This window comes from Streptomyces sp. NBC_01092 (assembly GCF_045039535.1).
Classification (GTDB): Bacteria; Actinomycetota; Actinomycetes; order Streptomycetales; family Streptomycetaceae; genus Streptomyces.
In genome coordinates, this window is the sequence record NZ_CP108659.1 from 5,077,560 (window position 1) to 5,095,094 (window position 17,535).

General features: G+C 70.7%; 18 protein-coding genes. 7 read left to right on the forward strand and 11 right to left on the reverse strand.

Annotated elements, in window-relative coordinates; all coding sequences use genetic code 11:
• Positions 1-110: 110 nt before the first annotated feature.
• A complete protein-coding gene (locus tag OG254_RS22835; RefSeq protein ID WP_405584707.1) occupies positions 111-1,046 on the forward strand; it encodes an NAD-dependent epimerase/dehydratase family protein in 936 nt (311 codons plus the stop codon).
• A gap of 137 nt (positions 1,047-1,183) precedes the next feature.
• On the opposite strand, the gene OG254_RS22840 is transcribed toward OG254_RS22835, so the two are convergent.
• Positions 1,184-1,531, reverse strand: coding sequence for a winged helix-turn-helix transcriptional regulator (locus tag OG254_RS22840; protein WP_405584709.1), 348 nt, complete (start codon positions 1,529-1,531; stop codon positions 1,184-1,186).
• Between the two features lie 51 nt (positions 1,532-1,582).
• Between OG254_RS22840 and OG254_RS22845 the strand changes: the two genes are divergently transcribed.
• On the forward strand, positions 1,583-2,500 hold the full coding sequence (locus tag OG254_RS22845; protein ID WP_405584712.1) for an NAD(P)-dependent oxidoreductase: 918 nt from the start codon (positions 1,583-1,585) through the stop codon (positions 2,498-2,500).
• Here the strand turns inward: OG254_RS22845 and OG254_RS22850 are convergent.
• Complete coding sequence (locus tag OG254_RS22850; RefSeq protein WP_405584715.1) at positions 2,469-3,002, reverse strand: HAD domain-containing protein; 534 nt, start codon at positions 3,000-3,002, stop codon at positions 2,469-2,471. The genes OG254_RS22845 and OG254_RS22850 overlap by 32 nt on opposite strands.
• 221 nt (positions 3,003-3,223) lie before the next feature.
• Between OG254_RS22850 and OG254_RS22855 the strand changes: the two genes are divergently transcribed.
• On the forward strand, positions 3,224-4,084 hold the full coding sequence (locus OG254_RS22855; RefSeq protein ID WP_405584719.1) for a nitroreductase/quinone reductase family protein: 861 nt from the start codon (positions 3,224-3,226) through the stop codon (positions 4,082-4,084).
• A 61-nt stretch (positions 4,085-4,145) separates the two neighbouring features.
• On the opposite strand, the gene OG254_RS22860 is transcribed toward OG254_RS22855, so the two are convergent.
• The 4 genes from OG254_RS22860 to OG254_RS22875 all read right to left on the reverse strand — a co-directional run bounded on the left by OG254_RS22860 (position 4,146) and on the right by OG254_RS22875 (position 10,509).
• On the reverse strand, positions 4,146-6,170 hold the full coding sequence (locus OG254_RS22860) for a HelD family protein (protein ID WP_405584722.1): 2,025 nt from the start codon (positions 6,168-6,170) through the stop codon (positions 4,146-4,148).
• 40 nt (positions 6,171-6,210) lie between these two features.
• Positions 6,211-6,882 carry a TetR/AcrR family transcriptional regulator gene (locus OG254_RS22865; RefSeq protein WP_405584724.1) on the reverse strand — a complete coding sequence of 224 codons (672 nt, stop codon included), beginning with the start codon at positions 6,880-6,882 and terminating at the stop codon, positions 6,211-6,213.
• Positions 6,883-7,161: 279 nt separating this feature from the next.
• A complete protein-coding gene (locus OG254_RS22870) occupies positions 7,162-9,333 on the reverse strand; it encodes an aminoglycoside phosphotransferase family protein (RefSeq protein ID WP_405584727.1) in 2,172 nt (723 codons plus the stop codon).
• Between the two features lie 102 nt (positions 9,334-9,435).
• A complete protein-coding gene (locus OG254_RS22875) occupies positions 9,436-10,509 on the reverse strand; it encodes a phosphotransferase family protein (RefSeq protein WP_405584730.1) in 1,074 nt (357 codons plus the stop codon).
• A gap of 255 nt (positions 10,510-10,764) precedes the next feature.
• Between OG254_RS22875 and OG254_RS22880 the strand changes: the two genes are divergently transcribed.
• A complete protein-coding gene (locus OG254_RS22880; RefSeq protein WP_405584732.1) occupies positions 10,765-11,520 on the forward strand; it encodes an HAD family hydrolase in 756 nt (251 codons plus the stop codon).
• Positions 11,521-11,532: 12 nt separating this feature from the next.
• Here the strand turns inward: OG254_RS22880 and OG254_RS22885 are convergent, their stop codons facing one another.
• Entirely contained in the window at positions 11,533-12,411 is an 879-nt protein-coding gene (locus OG254_RS22885; RefSeq protein ID WP_405584734.1) for a winged helix-turn-helix domain-containing protein, read from the reverse strand.
• A gap of 176 nt (positions 12,412-12,587) precedes the next feature.
• Between OG254_RS22885 and OG254_RS22890 the strand changes: the two genes are divergently transcribed.
• Positions 12,588-12,770, forward strand: a complete 183-nt coding sequence (locus tag OG254_RS22890; RefSeq protein ID WP_187284774.1) for a hypothetical protein — start codon at positions 12,588-12,590, stop codon at positions 12,768-12,770.
• Here the strand turns inward: OG254_RS22890 and OG254_RS22895 are convergent.
• Both OG254_RS22895 and OG254_RS22900 read right to left on the reverse strand, forming a co-directional pair.
• Positions 12,761-13,480 (reverse strand): HAD family hydrolase, encoded by a 720-nt coding sequence (locus OG254_RS22895; protein ID WP_405584737.1) that lies wholly within the window; start codon positions 13,478-13,480, stop codon positions 12,761-12,763. The two genes, OG254_RS22890 and OG254_RS22895, sit on opposite strands and share 10 nt — an antisense overlap.
• A 29-nt stretch (positions 13,481-13,509) precedes the next feature.
• Positions 13,510-14,388: a winged helix-turn-helix domain-containing protein gene (locus OG254_RS22900; RefSeq protein WP_405595133.1), complete on the reverse strand. Its 879-nt coding sequence runs from the start codon at positions 14,386-14,388 to the stop codon at positions 13,510-13,512.
• A 154-nt stretch (positions 14,389-14,542) separates the two neighbouring features.
• On the opposite strand from OG254_RS22900, the gene OG254_RS22905 reads away from it, so the two are divergent.
• Positions 14,543-14,731, forward strand: a complete 189-nt coding sequence (locus OG254_RS22905; protein ID WP_148000078.1) for a hypothetical protein — start codon at positions 14,543-14,545, stop codon at positions 14,729-14,731.
• Positions 14,732-14,770: 39 nt separating this feature from the next.
• Here OG254_RS22905 and OG254_RS22910 read toward each other — a convergent pair whose 3' ends face one another.
• Positions 14,771-15,688, reverse strand: coding sequence for a winged helix-turn-helix domain-containing protein (locus OG254_RS22910; RefSeq protein ID WP_405584741.1), 918 nt, complete (start codon positions 15,686-15,688; stop codon positions 14,771-14,773).
• A 175-nt stretch (positions 15,689-15,863) separates the two neighbouring features.
• On the opposite strand from OG254_RS22910, the gene OG254_RS22915 reads away from it, so the two are divergent.
• Positions 15,864-16,043 (forward strand): hypothetical protein, encoded by a 180-nt coding sequence (locus tag OG254_RS22915; protein WP_148000080.1) that lies wholly within the window; start codon positions 15,864-15,866, stop codon positions 16,041-16,043.
• Positions 16,044-16,226: 183 nt separating this feature from the next.
• On the opposite strand, the gene OG254_RS22920 is transcribed toward OG254_RS22915, so the two are convergent.
• Entirely contained in the window at positions 16,227-17,486 is a 1,260-nt protein-coding gene (locus OG254_RS22920; protein ID WP_405584744.1) for a GNAT family N-acetyltransferase, read from the reverse strand.
• Between the last annotated feature and the right edge of the window lie 49 nt (positions 17,487-17,535).

The window sequence follows — 17,535 nt, forward strand, 5'->3', positions numbered from 1 at the left end:
CATGCGGGAGACCCGCTCCGCACGCGGGACTCATCGCCATGTCACAAAACGGGCGGGCCCGCTCGTCCAAGTTTTCGTAGTCGTATTCCCCGATCGGGACGGTGAGTGTCATGCGGGTGTTCGTCGCAGGTGGGACCGGCGTCATCGGGCGGCGGCTGGTGCCGCGGCTCGTGGAGCGGGGGCATCAGGTGACGGCCACGACGACCAGCGCGGCCAAGCTCGACCTGGTGAAGGGGATGGGCGCGCAGGGCGTGGTGATGGACGGGCTCGACGCGACGTCGGTCGGCGAGGCGGTGGCCGCGGCGCGGCCGGACGTGATCGTGCACCAGATGACGGCGATCTCAGCACCGCACTCCGGCAAGCCCGACATCAGGCACTTCGACCGGTGGTTCGCCAGCACCAACCGGCTGCGCACCGAGGGGACCGACCATCTGCTGGCCGCCGCGGAGGCGACCGGCGTCCCGCATGTCGTCGTACAGAGCGCCGCCATCTGGAACGGCGTCCGCGAGGGCGGCTGGGTGAAGACCGAGGAGGACCCGCTGCCCGTGGAGACCGGGAAGCTGCGCGCGCTCGGCGAAGCGATCCGGCACATCCAGGACTCCGTCCTCAAGGCCGACGGTACGGTCCTTCGCTACGGCGGTTTCTACGGCCCCGGCGCCACCGACGACCAGGTCGAACTCGTACGCAAACGGCAGTTCCCGCTGGTCGGGGGCGGTACCGGCTACTGCTCCTGGGTGCATCTGGACGACGCGGCGAGCGCCACCGTGCTGGCCGTGGAGCAGCGGGCGCGGGGCGTGTTCAACATCGTCGACGACGAGCCGGCGCCGGCCAGTGAGTGGCTGCCGTATCTGGCCGACTGCGCGGGAGCGAAGCCTCCGCTGCGTGTGCCCAAGTGGCTGGCCCGGCTGCTCGCCGGGGACGTGGTGGTGACGATGATGACCGAGGGGCGTGGGTTCTCCAACGCCAAGGCCAGGCGTGAGCTCGGCTGGGAGCCGCGCTATCCGTCCTGGCGCCAGGGGTTCCGGGAGGAATTGGCGCGGTCGTAGCCCTGTCGTGTGGAAGGGGGGCGGGGGCGACCGCCGCCGTCGTACCCACTTATTTGTGCGTACTTGGCAGCGCTCCCCCGCCGTCCGACCCTTGATGTGGGTGATCCACGAGGCGGCGGACGGAGGTGGCGTGCAGGTCAGGAGGTCGGCTGGGCCTCGGTCAGTCGCTCCAGGCGGCGGTGGCCCCAGTCGGCGAGCGGGCCGAGCGCCTCGGCCAGGTCACGGCCGAAGTCGGTCAGGGAGTAGACGGTCTTCAGCGGCAGCACGTCGTACACCTCACGGTGCACCAGACCGTCCGTCTCCATCTCACGCAGCACCTGCGTCAGCACCTTCTCGCTGAGGCCCGGCAGCCGGCGGCGCAGTTCCGCCGGACGGTGCGGGCCGGACTCCAGCAGCCACAGCAGCACTGTCTTCCACTTGCCGTCGATCACCGCGATCGCGGCGGTCACCCCGCAGACGTTCGGGTCAAGGCGCCGACGCGTCATGGCTACACCCCTTTTGTCCTCAATTATCTTCACCCTACAGGGAGTTCAGTCATGCCCACCCACGACCACGATTCCGCAGCCCTCACCCCCGCCCCCGGCTCCGTCACCGTCCTCGGCCTCGGGCCGATGGGCCGGGCGCTGGCCGGTGCGTTCCTGGCCGCGGGGCTGCGGGTCACCGTCTGGAACCGCACGCCGGGGCGGGACCGGGAGCTCCGCGACCGTGGAGCGACGGCCGCGGCGTCCCCTGCGGAGGCGGTCGCCGCCAGCCCCCTGACCGTCGTGTGCGTGGTGAACTACGACGCCTCCGACGCCGTCCTGCGCCAGGACGCCGTCACCGCCGCGCTCAAGGGCCGCACGGTCGTCAATCTGACCGCCGACACCCCGGCCCGGGCCCGCGACACGGCCGAGTGGGCCGCCGGGCACGGCATCCGCTACCTGGACGGCGCGATCATGACACCGGCCACGACCATCGGCACTCCGGACGCGGTGTTCCTGCTCAGCGGCCCCGAGGAGCTGTACCGCGAGCACCGCCCCGTCCTGGACACGCTCGGCGGCGCGCACACCCACCTCGGTGCGGACGTCAGCCGGGCGGCGGCGTACGACATCGCGCTGCTCGACATCTTCTGGACGGCGATGGCGGGCTACGCGCACGCCCTGGCCGTGGCCCGGGCCGAGGGGATCACCGCGCGGGAGCTGGCCCCCTTCGCGCAGGGCATCGGCGCGATCCTGCCGCCGCTCTTCGAGGAGCTCGCGACGGACGTCGACGACGGCACGTACTCCGGCGAGCTCAACCCGATCACCTCCGCCGCCTCCTCCATGGCCCACATCGTCCAGGCCTCCGAATCCCACGGCATCGAGGCGGCCGTGATCCGCGCCGCCGAGGGCCAGGCCCGCCGGGTCATCGGGCTCGGTCACGGGACGGACGGCTTCATGCGGGTCACGGAGCTGCTGGGCCGTTCCCGGCGCTGAACCACCCGGCGGTGATCCACTCCTCCAGCGCCGCGAAGTCGTGGTCGGTGAGTCCGCAGCGGTGGTCGACCCGGTGGAGCAGGGCGGGCGAGGGGTGGTGGGCGGCCACATAGGCCCGGTCGACGTCGGTGATCTCGTCGTCGACCCACACGAAGGGGCTGCCCGCCGCCCAGGCCACCAGCGGCCGGGTCTTCCAGTGCGGGGCGCGGGGCCCGAGCCAGGGTTCCGCGTCCTCGTCCGGCCAGTCCACCAGCCTCAGCGGGGGCAGGCCGAGCCAGGGCGCGAGGGCGGCGTTCGCGTCGTCGAGCCAGGTCGTGGCCCACACGAGCTCGCAGCCGAGCCGGGCGAGCCGCTCCAGGCGGGTGCCGAGTGCGGGGTCGACCCGGGTGAGCAGGGGGTGGGCGGGCGGACCGGGCAAGGTGCGGGGCGGCTCGTACAGCGGGTACGGCCGCTGCGACCCGAAGGGGATGAGCGTTCCGTCGACGTCGAGGAAGAGGAGCATGGCAAAAACAGGATCACCCCTGGCGGGGGAACTGCGCTACTGTCGCCGGTATGACTGCCGGGTCGGCCTTGTGCCGTGAGCGAGTTGGGTGTTGCCCGGCCTCTGATTGAGGTCGTGGCCGCGGACCAGGAGTCCGCCTCTTTTTCTCTTCGCCTTCCCTCCGTACGGAAACCAGTGACCGTGCGGAACCACCGAAGAGAAAGAGACAGAGAAACCTGAGCATGCCCATCGACTTCAATCAGCCAGTCATCGAGGAGTTCCGCGCCAACAAGGGCCGCGTCGGCGGCTACTTCGAAGGCGCCCGACTCCTTCTGCTGACCACCACCGGCGCCCGCACCGGCCGCCCCCACACCACCCCCCTCGGCTATCTCCCCGACGGCGGCGACCGCGTCCTGGTCATCGCCTCGGCCGCGGGCGCGCCCCGGCACCCGGCGTGGTTCCACAACCTCCTCGCGCATCCGCAGGTCACCGTGGAGAGCGGTGCGTTCACCTACGAGGCCCGGGCGGTCGTCCTCGAAGGCGAGGAGCGGGACCGGGCCTTCGCGCGGGCCATGGAGGCGGAACCGGGCTGGGCGGAGTACCAGGCGAAGACGACACGGGTGCTCCCGGTGATCGCCCTGCACGAGATCGTCCCGGACGGTCCCCCGAACATCAACGCGTCCTCCATGGGCGAGGCCATCAAGGTCGTCCATGACGCCTTCCGTCGCGAACTCGCCCTGATCCGCGCCGAGATGAACGACGCGGGCGGCAAGGCCGGCACAGGAGGCTCCGCCCTCGGCGCCCAGCTCCGCGTCAACTGCCTCACCTTCTGCGCCGGCCTCCACAACCACCACACCGGCGAGGACCTCGCCATGTTCCCGTTCCTGGCCGAACGCCACCCCGAGCTCGCGCCCGCGCTGGCCCGGCTGCGGGACGAGCACGAACGGATCGCCGAGCTGGTCGAGGACCTGCGCCGGGTCGTGGGCGACGAGAACGCCGATCCGGACACGGCCCGCCGGGAGGTGGAACGCCTCACGGAGGAGCTGGAGGCGCATCTGACGTACGAGGAGGAGCAGTTGATACCGCTCCTCGACGCGATGTGACCGGGCCCGACGCCCCATAACCCCCTGTCCCGACCCCATGGGAGGCCGTCGCCCCGCCGCCTCAGAACGGCAACGGCCTCCCATGCACCACCTCCAACCCCGCCACCGCCCGCGTCACGACCACGTACAGCCGGTGCAGCCCCCGCCGCTCCGCCTCCACGATCGCCGCCGGCTCCACGGCGACGACATGGTCGTACTCCAGCCCCTTCACCACGCTCGCCGGCACGACGTCCACCCGCGCCCCCATCTCGTCCGCACCCCCCGTCTCGATCCCGGCGGCCCCCAGCGCCTCCCGCACCCGGGCCACGTCCGCGTCGGCCGCGACGACACCCACGGACCCCTCCCGGCCCAGCGCGTCCCGTACGGCGCCGACGACCGCGCCCGGCAGATCGCCGTCGGCCTCCCGGAACCGCAGCTCACCGTCCCCGCGCAGCGAACGGGCCGCCGGCACCTCCACGTCCACCCGCTCCAACAGCCGGTTGGCCAGCTCCAGCACCACCCCCGGCACCCGGAACCCGATGGTGAGCGGCACGACCACCGCGTCCGGCTTGCCCAGATGTCCCAGCACCGTCCGCCACGACCGCGCGGCCCACGGTGTCGTCCCCTGCGCCAGATCCCCCAGCACGGTCACCGAACCGAAGGCGGCCCTGCGTGCGATGGCCCGGCACTCCATGGGCGACAGATCCTGCGCCTCGTCGACGACGACATGGCCGTATCCCTTCGGATGCTCGATGAGCCCGGCCATCTCGTCGAGGAGCACGAGGTCGGCGGCGGACCAGCGGGCCGACTTCCAGGACCGCGGCGGCTTGTCCCACAGCAGCGCCCGCTGTTCACCGCCGTCGAGCAGCCCGTCCGCGGCTGCCTCCAACACCCCCTGTTCCATGAACAGCCCGGCCACGACCTCCTCGGGCCGGACCCGCGGCCATACGGCGTCGACGTACGCCCCGACCGCCCGCGCCCGCGAGATCTTCTGCATCCACGCGGCACCCGGCGGCCCGCTGCGCCGCTCGGCCTGCTCCTGGATGAGCCGCACGACCCGTGTCCGCACCCGCTCCCGCCCCACGGCGTACGGCGGCTCCTCCGCGTGCACCCCGGCCACGATCCGCCGCAGCTCGCCCTCCGACACCCGCCACCGGTACGAGCCGTCGGGAACGGCGAGCGGGCCGACGCCTTCACCCCCGCGCACCCGCGCGTACAGGGCCCGCCGCAGGACCTGCGCCATCCGCGCGTCGTGCTTCAAGACGGCCGCGCCTTCGCCGTCGACCCCTCTGACCGGCTGCCGCCCGATCTCGTCGCGCAGCGTGGACTGGCGGACCCCGGTCTCGCCGAGCGCGGGCAGCACCTCGGAGATGTACGACAGGAAGGTCGGGTTGGGTCCGAGGATCAGCAGTCCGCCGCGCCGGATGCGCTGCGGGTGGGTGTAGAGCAGATACGCGGCGCGGTGCAGGCCGACGGCGGTCTTGCCGGTGCCCGGGGCGCCCTGCACACACACGGAGAGGGCGAGGTCGCCCCGCACGAGATCGTCCTGCTCGGGCTGGATGGTGGCGGCGATGTCGCGCATGGGGCCGACCCGGGGGCGCTCGATCTCGCGGGCGACGATCTCGCTCGCCCGGGACTCTCCCCGGTCGAGGTGCTCGTCCTCCAGGCCGGTCAGGTCACCGGACGCCCCTCGGCTGCCCGGCGCCCAGCCGAACCGCCGCCGTACGGCCACGCCCTGCGGGTCGCGGGCGGAGGCCTGGTAGAAGGCGCGGGAGACGGGGGCGCGCCAGTCGACGACGAGCGGCGGCTCGGCGGGGTGCTCGCTGATCCGCAGCCGCCCGATGTGCAGCGCCTGATGCTCCCCGCCGCTGAAGTCGAGCCGCCCGAAGAACAACGGGCCTTCGGGCAGCTCGTGCAGCGCCTTGGCCTTGCTGCGCAGCTGGTAGCCGAGGACCTCGGCGTCGGCGCCGGACGCGGAGGCGTTCTCACCGATGACGACCTGTTCGTCGGCGCCGTCGACCATGCCGGCGAGGGCGGTGCGACAGCGGTCGTGGTGGACGCGCTCGCGGATGAGGGTGTGCCGCAGGGCAGGGTCGGTTGTCGTCATTCCAGGAAGCGTACCCAATAACGTAACCGAGTTAAATTTTTTACTCGGCCTCACGTCCGGGCGCCCGGCCCACCGAGGACGGCAACCCCGCCTCCAGCAGCCCGAACGCCCGCTCCGCCGCCGCCACGGCGTCGCGCTTGACCTCGGCCACCGGCTCGCCCGCCGAGATCCGCCGCCAGTTCTCCTGCGCGAGGATCCGCTGCACGGCGACGATCTGCCCGGCCGCCAGCCGTGCGTCGAGCCCTGCGCCGAGCGCCTCGGCGAGGGCGGCCTCCGAGCGCTCCAGGTAGGCGTACATGCGGGCGACGAGGGCCGGGGTTCCGTACACCAGCGTGTGGAAGGCGAGCACCGCGGGATGATCATTGAGCCCGGTGATGGGATCACACCGCTCGATCCCGTCGAGGAAGTGCCGCCGCAGCGCCTCGACGGGCGAGGGCCCCTCCCGCACGATCCGCGCGGCCTCGTCCTCGTGATCGGCGATCCGGTACAGGACGAGGTCCTCCTTCGCCGGGAAGTACCGGAACAACGTCGGCTTGGAGATCTCGGCGGCGGCGGCCACCTCGGCCACGGAGACGGCGTCGAAGCCCTTCTCGACGAAGAGGCGGATGGCGGTCTCGGACACGGTCTCGTACATCCGCTGCTTCTTCCGCTCCCGCAGCCCCATCGCGCCCGCGCCCGCCCCGCCCGCCTCGCTCCTGCCGGTCTCGCTCATGGCGGTGAGCCTACGCGCGGCCCACCCCGCGCCCGGCGGCTAGGGCCTGTCCGGCGGATCATGCCGGCGTCGCGGGGCATGGCACGCCCTCCCCCAGAGGGGGGACCCCCAGCCGCGTTGTCGTCACTCGCCGACTCCCCCACTCTCGGCTCCGCTCGAGCGGGGGACCCCCATCGCGTCGACGCCCTCCTCCGCCTTGCAGCTGCACGCGCCATGCCCCGCTCACCTGCGCTGATGAGATGCCGTTCCTTGCAGCCGACCTGATCCGCCGGACAGGCCCTAGTGCGGCAGGGCGCGCAGGAGGTAGGGGTTGTCGCGACGGGGTTCGAGGTTCAGCTCGGCCAGGGCCGCCTGGAGCGTCCAGGCGTACGACTCCACGGCCGTCCGGACCCGGGGGACGTCCAGGTGTCTGCCCGAGACCAGGTGGCCGAGGTCCTCGTAGGCGGCGCGGACGATCTCCACGCGCTCGTACTTGCTCCAGTCGGACAGCCAGCCGCGGGTGTAGTGGCGCGGCAGACTGCGCTCCCAGTGGCGCTTCATGAAGTGCTTGCGGCGGTCGTCGGTGCGCGCCAGGCAGGTGTGCCGCACCAGGTCGTAGAGAGGGTCACCGACCCGGGACCGGTCCCAGCCGATGAGGGCGATGTTGAACCGGTCGTCCAGCGTGCGCACCAGGTTCCACGGGTGCAGGTCGCCGTGCATCAGGGCCGGCGTGCGCGACTCGACCGTGTACCGCGACAGGATGGCGTACAGCTGCCGATGACCGGGCAGGCCTATGCCCTCGGCGAGGGCGCGCACGTCGTCCGGCAGATAGCGGACCGTGTCGACGAGTTCGTCCGTCAACTGCCGGTAGAAGTCGTCGCGGGGCGCCCTCGGACGCAGCGCCAGGTAGTCCACCCTGGTCAGGGCGCACAGCTGGTCGACCACGCTCTCCGCCTCGTGCGGCCGCAGGCCGTCCACCGGGTGCTCGGGGGCCGATCCGTCGCTCGGGCCCAGATAGGTCTGGACGGCGAACGCGCCGGGTCGCCGGCCGCCCTCGCCCGACGCCAGCACACGCGGCGCCGACACCGGCACGTCCTCCTCCTCCAGGGCCCGCAGAACCGTGGACTCGTCGAGCCTCCTCGAATCGTTTTCGCGCTCCGCTCCGGTCCTGCGGCGCCGTACGACGACCGGGACGTCCGCCCCGGCGACCCGTGCCACGACCACCGCGTTGACGTGGGCCGTGCCCCGCAGCAGCCGGCTCTCGGGGGCCCGGCACTCGTCGGCCAGCGCGTCCTTCACGCACGGGTCGCGGAACTCGGGGCGGCTCGGATGCGCGCGGTCCGGGGTCCACTGCACGGGCACCCGGCGGACACTGTCGATCGGCGCGCCGTGGATGAACTCCGTCCACCGCTTCAGCAGCCACCAGATCTCGGGCAGGGGCGGGACGGGGTCGATGTCGAGCAGTTCCGCGGCGGCCGTCAGCGCGTTGTGGACCCGGACCGTGGCCGCCCTCAGCCGCTGCTCGTCCGGGGGACGTCGTTCCAGTGCGTCCAGGGTCCGCATCACGTCCGGGAAGACGGACAGCGCCCGCTCGAAGGCGATGTAGTGCCTGAGGTCGTCGTCCAGACCGTTCGCGGCCTCGGGGCTGTGCCGCTGGACCTCCTTGGTCCAGGCGTTGACCGCCGCGTCCCGCTGGGCCGGGGTGTGGCCGGTGCGCACGAGGTGGACGGCGAGGTCATGCAGCGGGTCACCGAACGAGGCGAGCTCCCAGTCCACGAAGACCAGGGGCGGGTCGCCGTCGCGGGTCACGATGACGTTGTCCCGGTGCAGGTCGCCATGGAGAAGGCTGAAGGGCCGCCTGGTCATCTTCGGTACCCGGCCGGCCAGTCGCATCAGGGCGCCGGGCCGCACCCCGAGCCGCTCGAATATGCGGTGGAAGCGTGGCCAGTTGGGCTCCCTGACGTCCCGCTCCGTCCGTTCCACGACCGTGCGCAGGAACTCCTGGCTCTCGGGCGGCCTCGGCCACCCGGGCGGGAGCGGCGGGACCGCGTCGCGGTCGACCCCGGTCAGCCGCGCGAGCCCCTCCGCCATCGCCTCGATCAGCGAGCGGTCGACCTTCGCGATGTCACGGCAGGTCTTGGACAGCGGGACGCCCTGGACGTACGAGTGGATGGCCGAGCTCATCCAGTCGTGCGCCAGGCACACCGGGGCGTGGTCGACCGTGTCGCTGATGGCGTCGAGGACGCGGGCCTCGTTCGCCCAGGTCTTGAACACGACACGCAGGGTGTCGGGGCGGGGTATCCGCACCAGCACGGGCGTGTTCACCGGTTGCCACAGCACCGACGCCATCTGCGGGGTCAGCGGCACGCGGTAGTTGATGTGGTGATGCCCTTGGAGCGACTGTCCGTGTTCCTCGGCGAACCGGACGAACTCCGCGTACACGGTGGGCTGAGGTGCGAGTCGTGCGTTCAAATGGCGTTCCTGTGCTGCGCGTTCCTGAGGGAGGGAGAACAGGTAGTTCGAGACTGTAGAGCACGTGGGAGCACCTCGCGGGCCAAAGTCTCCCTGTCGACCTCATGAGGTGCGCGAGCCGCGCAGCCGGTGCCAGTCGAGCAGTGAGGTGGCCACGGTACGCAGGCTCGGCACGTCGTCGAGCCCCAGCGGTACGGCCGCCCGGGCCAGCACCCGCTGCACCCTTGTGGCCTCGGCCGGCCATCGCCGCCAGCTGAACGCCCCGCCGTTGTCCAGGATCTGGGTGGCCCGGATGACGTCGGTGAACACGCTCTGGGCCCGCTTGAAGTCCAGCAGTCTCGGCAGGTCGTCGCGCCAGCCCTCGGTGCTGCCGGGTCTGATGTCGTCGGCCACCGCGCACCACCACTCGATCAAACGGTTCTCCTGCTCGGCCGGATAGCGCATGAGATACAGGTGCGTGGCCAGGTCGTAGAGCGGGTCACCGAGCATGGCCAGCTCCCAGTCGATGGTCCACAGCCGGGCCGTCCGGTCGAGGACGAAGTTCTCGCGATGCAGGTCGGCGTGCAGGAGGCAGAAGGGTCGTTCCGCCAGCCCCGGGACCACAACGTTTTTGCGCAGCACGCGGAAGGAGTCCTCGTCCACGCCCAGCGCGCCGAACAGCCCCTCGAAGGAGGGGAGGTTGTCCTGGTAGACGCGTTCCTCGGCGAACCGGACGAGCCCCTCCAGGAACCCCTCGCAGTCCCCGTCCTCGGCGCGGTCCTCGATCAGACAGCGCCGTTCGGCCTTCAGGGACCCCGGGGAGACATGGATCAACTGCCGGAACAGGCCGAGGATCTGGTCGAGCACCTGCTCGGGGACCATCCGTCCGGCGGCGTATCGCGAGCCCAGCGTGCGGCCCTCGATGAACCGCTGCAACCGGATCTCGCCCACCTCGATGAGCTCCGGGATCCCGCTGATCCGGCCCTGGAGCGCCTCCAGCAGCTGCTCCTCCGAGACGAAGCAGCGCCGGTCGAACCAGAGCAGCTCGCCACGCGGTGAACGGCACTTGGCCCGGACAGGTTCCGAGTCCTCGTCGTCCTCGTCCTCGCCCGCGGGGTCGGGCAGGGGAATCACATACGTCTCGTGGTGATAGCCCTCGAGCGGCCCTTCGACCGCGCTCGCGTCACCGCCGCTCATCTGGACGGCTCGTTCCCGTGTCGGGGACACCCGTTCGGCTGACATCGCCCGCTCTCTCGACCGGTCCCCGCGCAAGTGGCGGGGAAGTGGTGCACTGCATCCCCCTGTGAGTGCGCATCGTGCCAGAAGTGATTCGTCCGTTCGCGCCGAACCCGTGAGTCGGGTGAGCCTCGCGTTGACCCGTACGGGCGCTGCCGGAACCGACACCAAAGATCAGGCGCCCGGCGCCGATCCGGACCGCCGCACACTGTGCCGGTGACGACGACATGCACCCCGTACGACGGCCACGGTGACCTGGACAAGCTGCGCGACGTCCTCGACCGGGCCGACGCCGTACTGCTCGACTTCGACGGCCCCGTGTGCGACCTGTTCGGCGGTGCCTGCACCGCGTACATCGCCGACGAGGTCAAGGAGCGGGCCCGGCTGGAGTGGGGGCGGCTCGACCGTCGGGTGGAGGACTGCGCCGACTCCCACGGCGTGCTGCGCCAGCTGGCCGACATGGCCGTACGGCGCACGGGCGGCCACCGCGGGACGCGGCTGGACTGGGCTGACGGCATCGTCACCCGGCACGAGTACACGGCGGTGCGCCGGGCGGCCCTCACCCCCGGCGCGCGGGAGCTGGTGGGCGCGCTGGCGCTGCTCGGCAAGGCCCTGCTGATCGTGAGCAACAACTCGGCCGAGCCGGTGCGCGAGTACCTCGAACGGCAAGGCCTCCTGGAGCACTTCACGGCCGTACTGGGCCGCGATCCCCAGGACCCGCATCTGATGAAGCCGCACCCCGACGTGATCACCCGCGCGCTGGCCGAGCTCGGCGGCCCGTCCCCGTCCCGGACCCTGCTGATCGGCGACCAGCTCACCGACCTCGCGGCCGCCCGGGCCGCGAAGGTGCCGTTCCTCGGCTTCACGCGGGACGCGGGGACGGCGGCGCGGATGCGAGGTGAGGGCGCGCAGGACGTGGTCGGCTCGTTCGAGCCGGTCATGCACGCGCTGTCGGCACCCCTGACGTACTGACCCGCGCGCCGCTCACTCGGTCGCCAGGTACTCCCACACGGAGTCGAACCACGTCTGCCGCTCACTGACGAAGACCGAGCCGGGCGAGTCCGGGTCGTCGTCCGCCACGTAGTGCTCCAGGACGGCACCGAGCCCGATGACGTCGATGGCGGGCACCGTCCCCTCGTCCAGCACGATGGGCCGTTCGACCACCTTGTACATGCCGTGCAGGGCTTCGGTGCCGTCGAAGAGGTAGAGCTTGAACGCCGGGGTGATCGGCGCCCACCGGACCGCGACGTCGACGTCCGCCACGAACCTCTCGGCCTTCAGCTCCTCCAGGGCGAGCCGCAGCGACTGGGTGTTGCGTCGGGTTATCCCCCGCACCCGCTCCAGCGGCCGGGGGTCGTCCGGGTCGGCGATGGCGCGTGGAAAGGGCAGCTCCATGTCCTCCGAGGGCAGCAGCATGCGCAGGGCGATGCGCTGCGGGGCCACCGCCCCGGAGCGGATCCGCTCGGCCTGGATCCAGATGTGCGCGGCCAGGGACTCGGAGGTGAAGGTGAAGACGTCCAGGACGACTTCGGACCGCTCGAACGCCCTGTCCAGATGCGGGCCGAGCGTCATACGGCCGGGACCGGCCACGTGGACGGCGGGCTTGCGGCGCTCCCGGGTCGCCGGCGATCCGGTCACCCGGGATCCGCTGCCCTGCCGGGACTCGACGAGCCCCCGCTCGGAGAGCTCCTTCAGCACCCGCTGGACGGTGTCCCGGGAGACCGCGAGGTCCTGGGCCAGTTCGCGCTGCGGGGGCAGCAGGGATCCCAGGGGGTAGGTCCCGTCGGACATACGGAGGACGAGTGCCTCCAGCACCCGCTCGAACTCCTTGCCGCCACCCTCGGCGGCGCGCTGTCCACCCACATGCCGACCGTACCGCTTCTCACCCACCTGCACACAAATTTCAGTCAACCAGTCAGTCCAACTGCCGGTCCAGTTAAGGGATCTCGCCGCCAGGGAAAACCAATCTCAGGCCAACCAGCCCAATTTGCAGGACAGTTGGGCGACTCACATGGATTCGAAGGGTGCGGGTGGGGGACATGGTGCTGTTTCAGGCGCTGTGCGCATTAGCGGAGTTGACCCTGGGCCTGATGGCGCAGGCGAGGTTGGGGGTGATTGGACTGCTTGTCCTGTCGGCCGTCATCGTCGGCGTCCGGGCCCGGCACAGCCGGCTCGCGGTGGGGGCGGTGGTGGTGTTCGTCTTCCTGATGAGTCAGGCCTGAGCGCGCACGAGCGCCAGAACCGACCTCAGCGACTCGACGACACACGTGGCCCCCGCCTCCCGCAGCAGCTTCTCCTTGCGGGCGTTACGCGCGTAGCCCAGGAAGGGGACGCCGGCGCTGTTGGCGGCGGCGAGGTCCGAGGGGGTGTCGCCGATCATCAGGGCCGACGAGGGCGCCGCGCCGATGGCGCTCAGGCCCCGGTTGAGGCAGTGCGGGTCCGGCTTCAGCTGGTGGAGGTTCTGGGTGCGCCCGTAGATGTGGGGGCTGAAGCAGGACAGCAGCCCACGGCTGTTCAGGTAGGCGCGGACCACTCGGGGGGAGTTGTTGGTGGCTATGGCCAATCGGGATCCGACCGCCGTCCAGGTGCGTATCAGGGGGTCGGCGTACGCGGTGGGCATCGCGGAGGAGGTCGCCCGCAGCTCCTCCTGGGTGAGACGTTCCTCCAGTTCCGCGACCAGGTCGCTGCCGGGATGCCGGCGGTCGACGGCGCGCAGGACGACGTGCGGGTCCAGCGACTGCCGCTCGTCTTCCGTCAGCAGCCCGTGCAGCCCCCGCCCCTCCAGCCAGTCCACCAGGTCGATCGCCACCCGCTCGGCCTTGTGCCCGGCGAACAGCCGGCAGATCGGTCCGTCGAAGTCCCAGAGCACGATGCGGGTGCGCGCGATCAGTTCCCGGAGCTGTTCCGTGTCTTTCTCGGTCTCTGCGGTCACGGGTTCAGTCTGCGTCGTATCTGAAGTCACTAGGAGAGTGTCAGGTCCGTGGTGATGGTTTCCCAGAGGGCGTCGAACCACTTCTGGGATTCCTCCACGAACGCGGCGTCGCGCTGTCCGGCCTGTCGCACGAAGGAGAAGAGCAGGGACTTGGAGCCCAGGGCGTCGTACATGTCCAGGGTCTGGCTCTCGTACTCCTCCTGCCGTTCGGTCAGGACGTAGTAGCCGATCAGCGCTTCGTCGCTGTTGAGCAGATAGAGCTTCACCGGCGGGGTGAACGGCAGCGCGCGGAAGGTGACATGGACGTCGATGCCGAGGGTGGACCGGATGGCGAGCAGGTTGTGCCGCAGCACCTGCGCCTGGGCGTTGCGCATCGCCAGCCACCGGTCGTGGACCGGGTCGCCCTCCCCCCGGTTCTCCACCAGCACCGGGAAGGCGAGGTTGATGTCCCGCGACGGCAGCAGGATGCGGACGTCGATCGACTCGGGGTGGGTCGAGCCCTCGTGGATGAGGCGCAGTGGTTCACCGAGGGCCAGCATCAGGGTCTCGGAGGTGTGGCAGACGACGTCCACGCGGACGTGCGGTGCGGCGAAGGCCTCCGTCAGCCGGGGCGCCAGGCTGACCATCGTCGGCTGGGGGGCGCCCCGCGTGGGGGTCGGCAGCGCGATGCGCGGCGGGCTGCCCTTGCTGACGTTGGTGAGGAGGCCGTCCTCCTGGAGCGCGCGCAGGGCCTGGCGTACGGTGCCTCGCTCCACGCCGAACTCCTCGGCCAGCTCGGCCTGCGTGGGCAGGCGGTCGCCCGCCTTGAGGTCTCCGACGCGGATCCGCTCCCGCAGGACGTCGGCGATCTCCTGGGGCGAGAGTCTCCTGCTGCCGTTCACTGCCACGTTCTCCTGGGTCACGACCAAAACGCTACAACTCGCACCCATCTAGTGGGAGTTGTTTGTAACTTGTTTCAAAGTAGGGGCCAAGTGGGGACAACTTAGTCAGAGTTGGCAAGCAGTTGGTTGAGTTGGCGGAAGTAATCCTTCCATCCCCAGGAGCCCGAAGGGGGAAACACCGATGCCCGTTCTCGCACTCCTCTCCGCCGTCTTCGTCGTAGGCGTCGAGCAGACCCTCCAGTGGAAGTACGGTGCCACCGGAATTATCGGCCTGCTGCTGCTCACCATAGGCATCAAGGCCAAGAGCCCGGCCGTCAGTTCCATCGGGGCCGTCGTCCTTGCGGTCCTGGTCTCGGGACCCGCTCTATGAGTGAAGGCGAACATCCAGGTCACACGGTGTGGGGGACGATCAGCTCGTGAGCACCAGCTCCGAACTGATCGTCTCCCACAGCGCGTTGAACCACACGTGCGACTGCTCCACGAACGTCATGTCCCGCAGCCCGGCCCCCAGCTCGAAGGCGAACAGCGTCGACTGGATGCCCGGGGCGTCGTACATCTGAAGATGCTGGTGCCCGATCTCCACGTCGCGCCGGCTCAGCGTGTAGTAGGCGAAGAGCGCCTCCGTGCCGTTGAGCAGGTACAGCTTCACCGGCGGGGTGAACGGCAGCGCCCGGAAGGTGACCTGCACATCGATGCCGTGCGTGGAGCGCAGCGCCAGCAGGTTGTGCCGGAGCACCTGGCCCTGGGCGTTGCGCTGGGCGAGCCAGCGGCGGCGCAGCTGTACGTCCACGTCGTCGGCGGAGTCCTCCACCGAGGTCGGAAAGGCGAGCGGGATGTCCCGGCTCGGCAGCAGGACACGGACGTCGACCTTGGCCGGTTTCAGCTGTCCGGCGTGGATCTGGCGCAGTGGTTCGCCCATGGCGAGCGTGAGGGAGACCGCGGTGAGGCACAGGGCGTCGATCTCCACGTGCGGGGCGGCGAAGGCGGAGGCGATGCGCGGGGCGAGAGCCACCATGGTGGACGTAGGCGGGGCTCCGGGGCCGGTCAGCGCCTTGGCGAGGTCGGGCGCGACGGTGGCCGGGGCACCTTTGGACACGTTCGTGAGCAGGTGCTCCGACTGCAGGATGCGCAGCGCCTGCCGTACGGCTCCGCGCTCGACGCCGAACTCGTCGGCCAGCTTGGCCTGGGTGGGCATGCGCTGACCGGGCCGCAACTCGCCCGAGGTGATCCGGGCGCGCAGCTCGTCGGCCACCTGCCGATGTGACTTCTGTGGCCGCTGTGACCTCTTCCGCCCATTGACGGAGGCGTGTTTCGGCTCCACGACCAAACACTACAACTTCCCGCCATCTTTAGGCAGTTCCAGGGAAGGTGGTTATGAGTCGCTTCCAAGCGGTGATAAGTACAGTGAAGTTGGTCGCCAACTTGGGCAACATGGTCAAACTTCAAGTGTGTTGGCCACAAGCATCGGTTCTGTCGACCACCGTCCCCGAAGGGAGACCTGCATGCCGCTCGTCTACCTCGCCGTCGCCGCGCTCGTCATTGGCTTCGAGCAACTCATCCAGTGGAAGTACGGGCCGATGGGCATCATCGCCTTTCTCGCCCTGACCATCGGTATCAAGGCCAAGAACACCATGATCGGCGGCATCGGCGCGGTGATCCTCGTCATGCTGCTCGCCCACTAGGTCCTTCTCACGAAGGCCCGGGGACCAGGTTCGGCTGGCCGGGCTCCCTTCCGGAGGGGAGCCGGGAGCCCGGTCAGTCAGCACAGCCACAACTTCACATCGACAACTGAACACCGAAACGCACAGCCACAACTGAACAGCTCGCTACGGATGAGCAGACCTGCCGTCCGACAGAGAGGAGCCTCAGAAGATGTCCGGGCACCAAGGTCGCCTGGACGTACGCAGCAGGGCGTCGGCCACCAGGGCGGCGCCCGCTCGTTCTTCCCGCACCCGCCCCAGCGCGGCCAGCCGCACGGCCGACTCGTCGCCCAGCCACAGGGTGGCCAGATCGGCGACGTCGAGGGTGAGTTCCGCGGCGGCCGTCGTCGGCGTGCAGGACGCCCCGTCCGCCGACGTCTCCAGCCGGTAGCGCCCGCCGGTCAGCCCGGATGCGTCCACGACCTCGATCACCAACGTGCCCCGCCCGTCGTACGTACGCGCCTCCATGGCCCGTACGACATCCAGGATCCGCACCCACAGCCAGTCCACCAGGGTCGTGACCCTGGCCGCCCGCGGGTCGGGGAGGTAGAAGGGCAGCAGGTCGTCGGGAGCCCGCCAGCCGCTCTTGACCGTCGTGATCCAGTCGATCGAGCAGAGGTAGTGCCACAGGTTGCGCTCGGCTTCCGGCGTCGACCCGATCAGCCAGGTCACGGACGCCGTGTTGAGCGGCTGCTTGCCGTCGCCCCAGTGGTCGTCCGCCGTGTACTTCACCAGCCCCTCGACCTCGCCGCCCGCCGAGCGGTACACGGCGAAGAACGCCTCCGTCCACGGGGCCCGGTCCAGGCGCACCGCCCCGGTGCTGACCTGCCACCACCGCTCGCCCCGGTCGACGGCACCCGGCTGGGCCCGCCGCACCCGCTCGAACAGCTCCGGGCCGATCTTGCGTACGTCCGCCGGGTCCACGATGTCGACACGGCCGCCGTCCTCGGGGCCGGCCCATCTCGGGTCGAGGCCGGTGCGGGGGACGTCGATGGTCCACTGGGTGGTCCAGGTCGCGGGGCCGAAGCCGTAGCGGCCGTAGATCGGGTACTCGGCGGAGATCAGGGTGGCCACGACGTCCCCGCGGTCCTTCGCGGCCGCCAGGTCGTGGGCCATCATCCGGCTGAGCAGGCCGCGGCGGCGGTGGGTGGGGCTGACGGTGACGTTCGAGATGGCGTCGGCGGGGACGATGGCGCCGCCGACCGCGGTGATCTCCTGCGCGAAGGAACGGAACGTGGCGACACAGCGGCCGGCGTCGAAGGCACCGAGGGTGCGGTCCGGGACGAGGTAGGACGCCCGGTCCGCGATCTCCGTCTCGGCGACCTCGGGGCCGCGCAGAAAGCCGGTGTTCAGGGCCCGGATCCAGTCGGGGATGTCGGACTCGGTGATCGAGCGGACGTCGATGTCGGGGTGCGGACGGCTCATGGGGCCACGGTAGGCGGGCGGGCGCGGGGTGTCGCCGAATTTTCCCCGC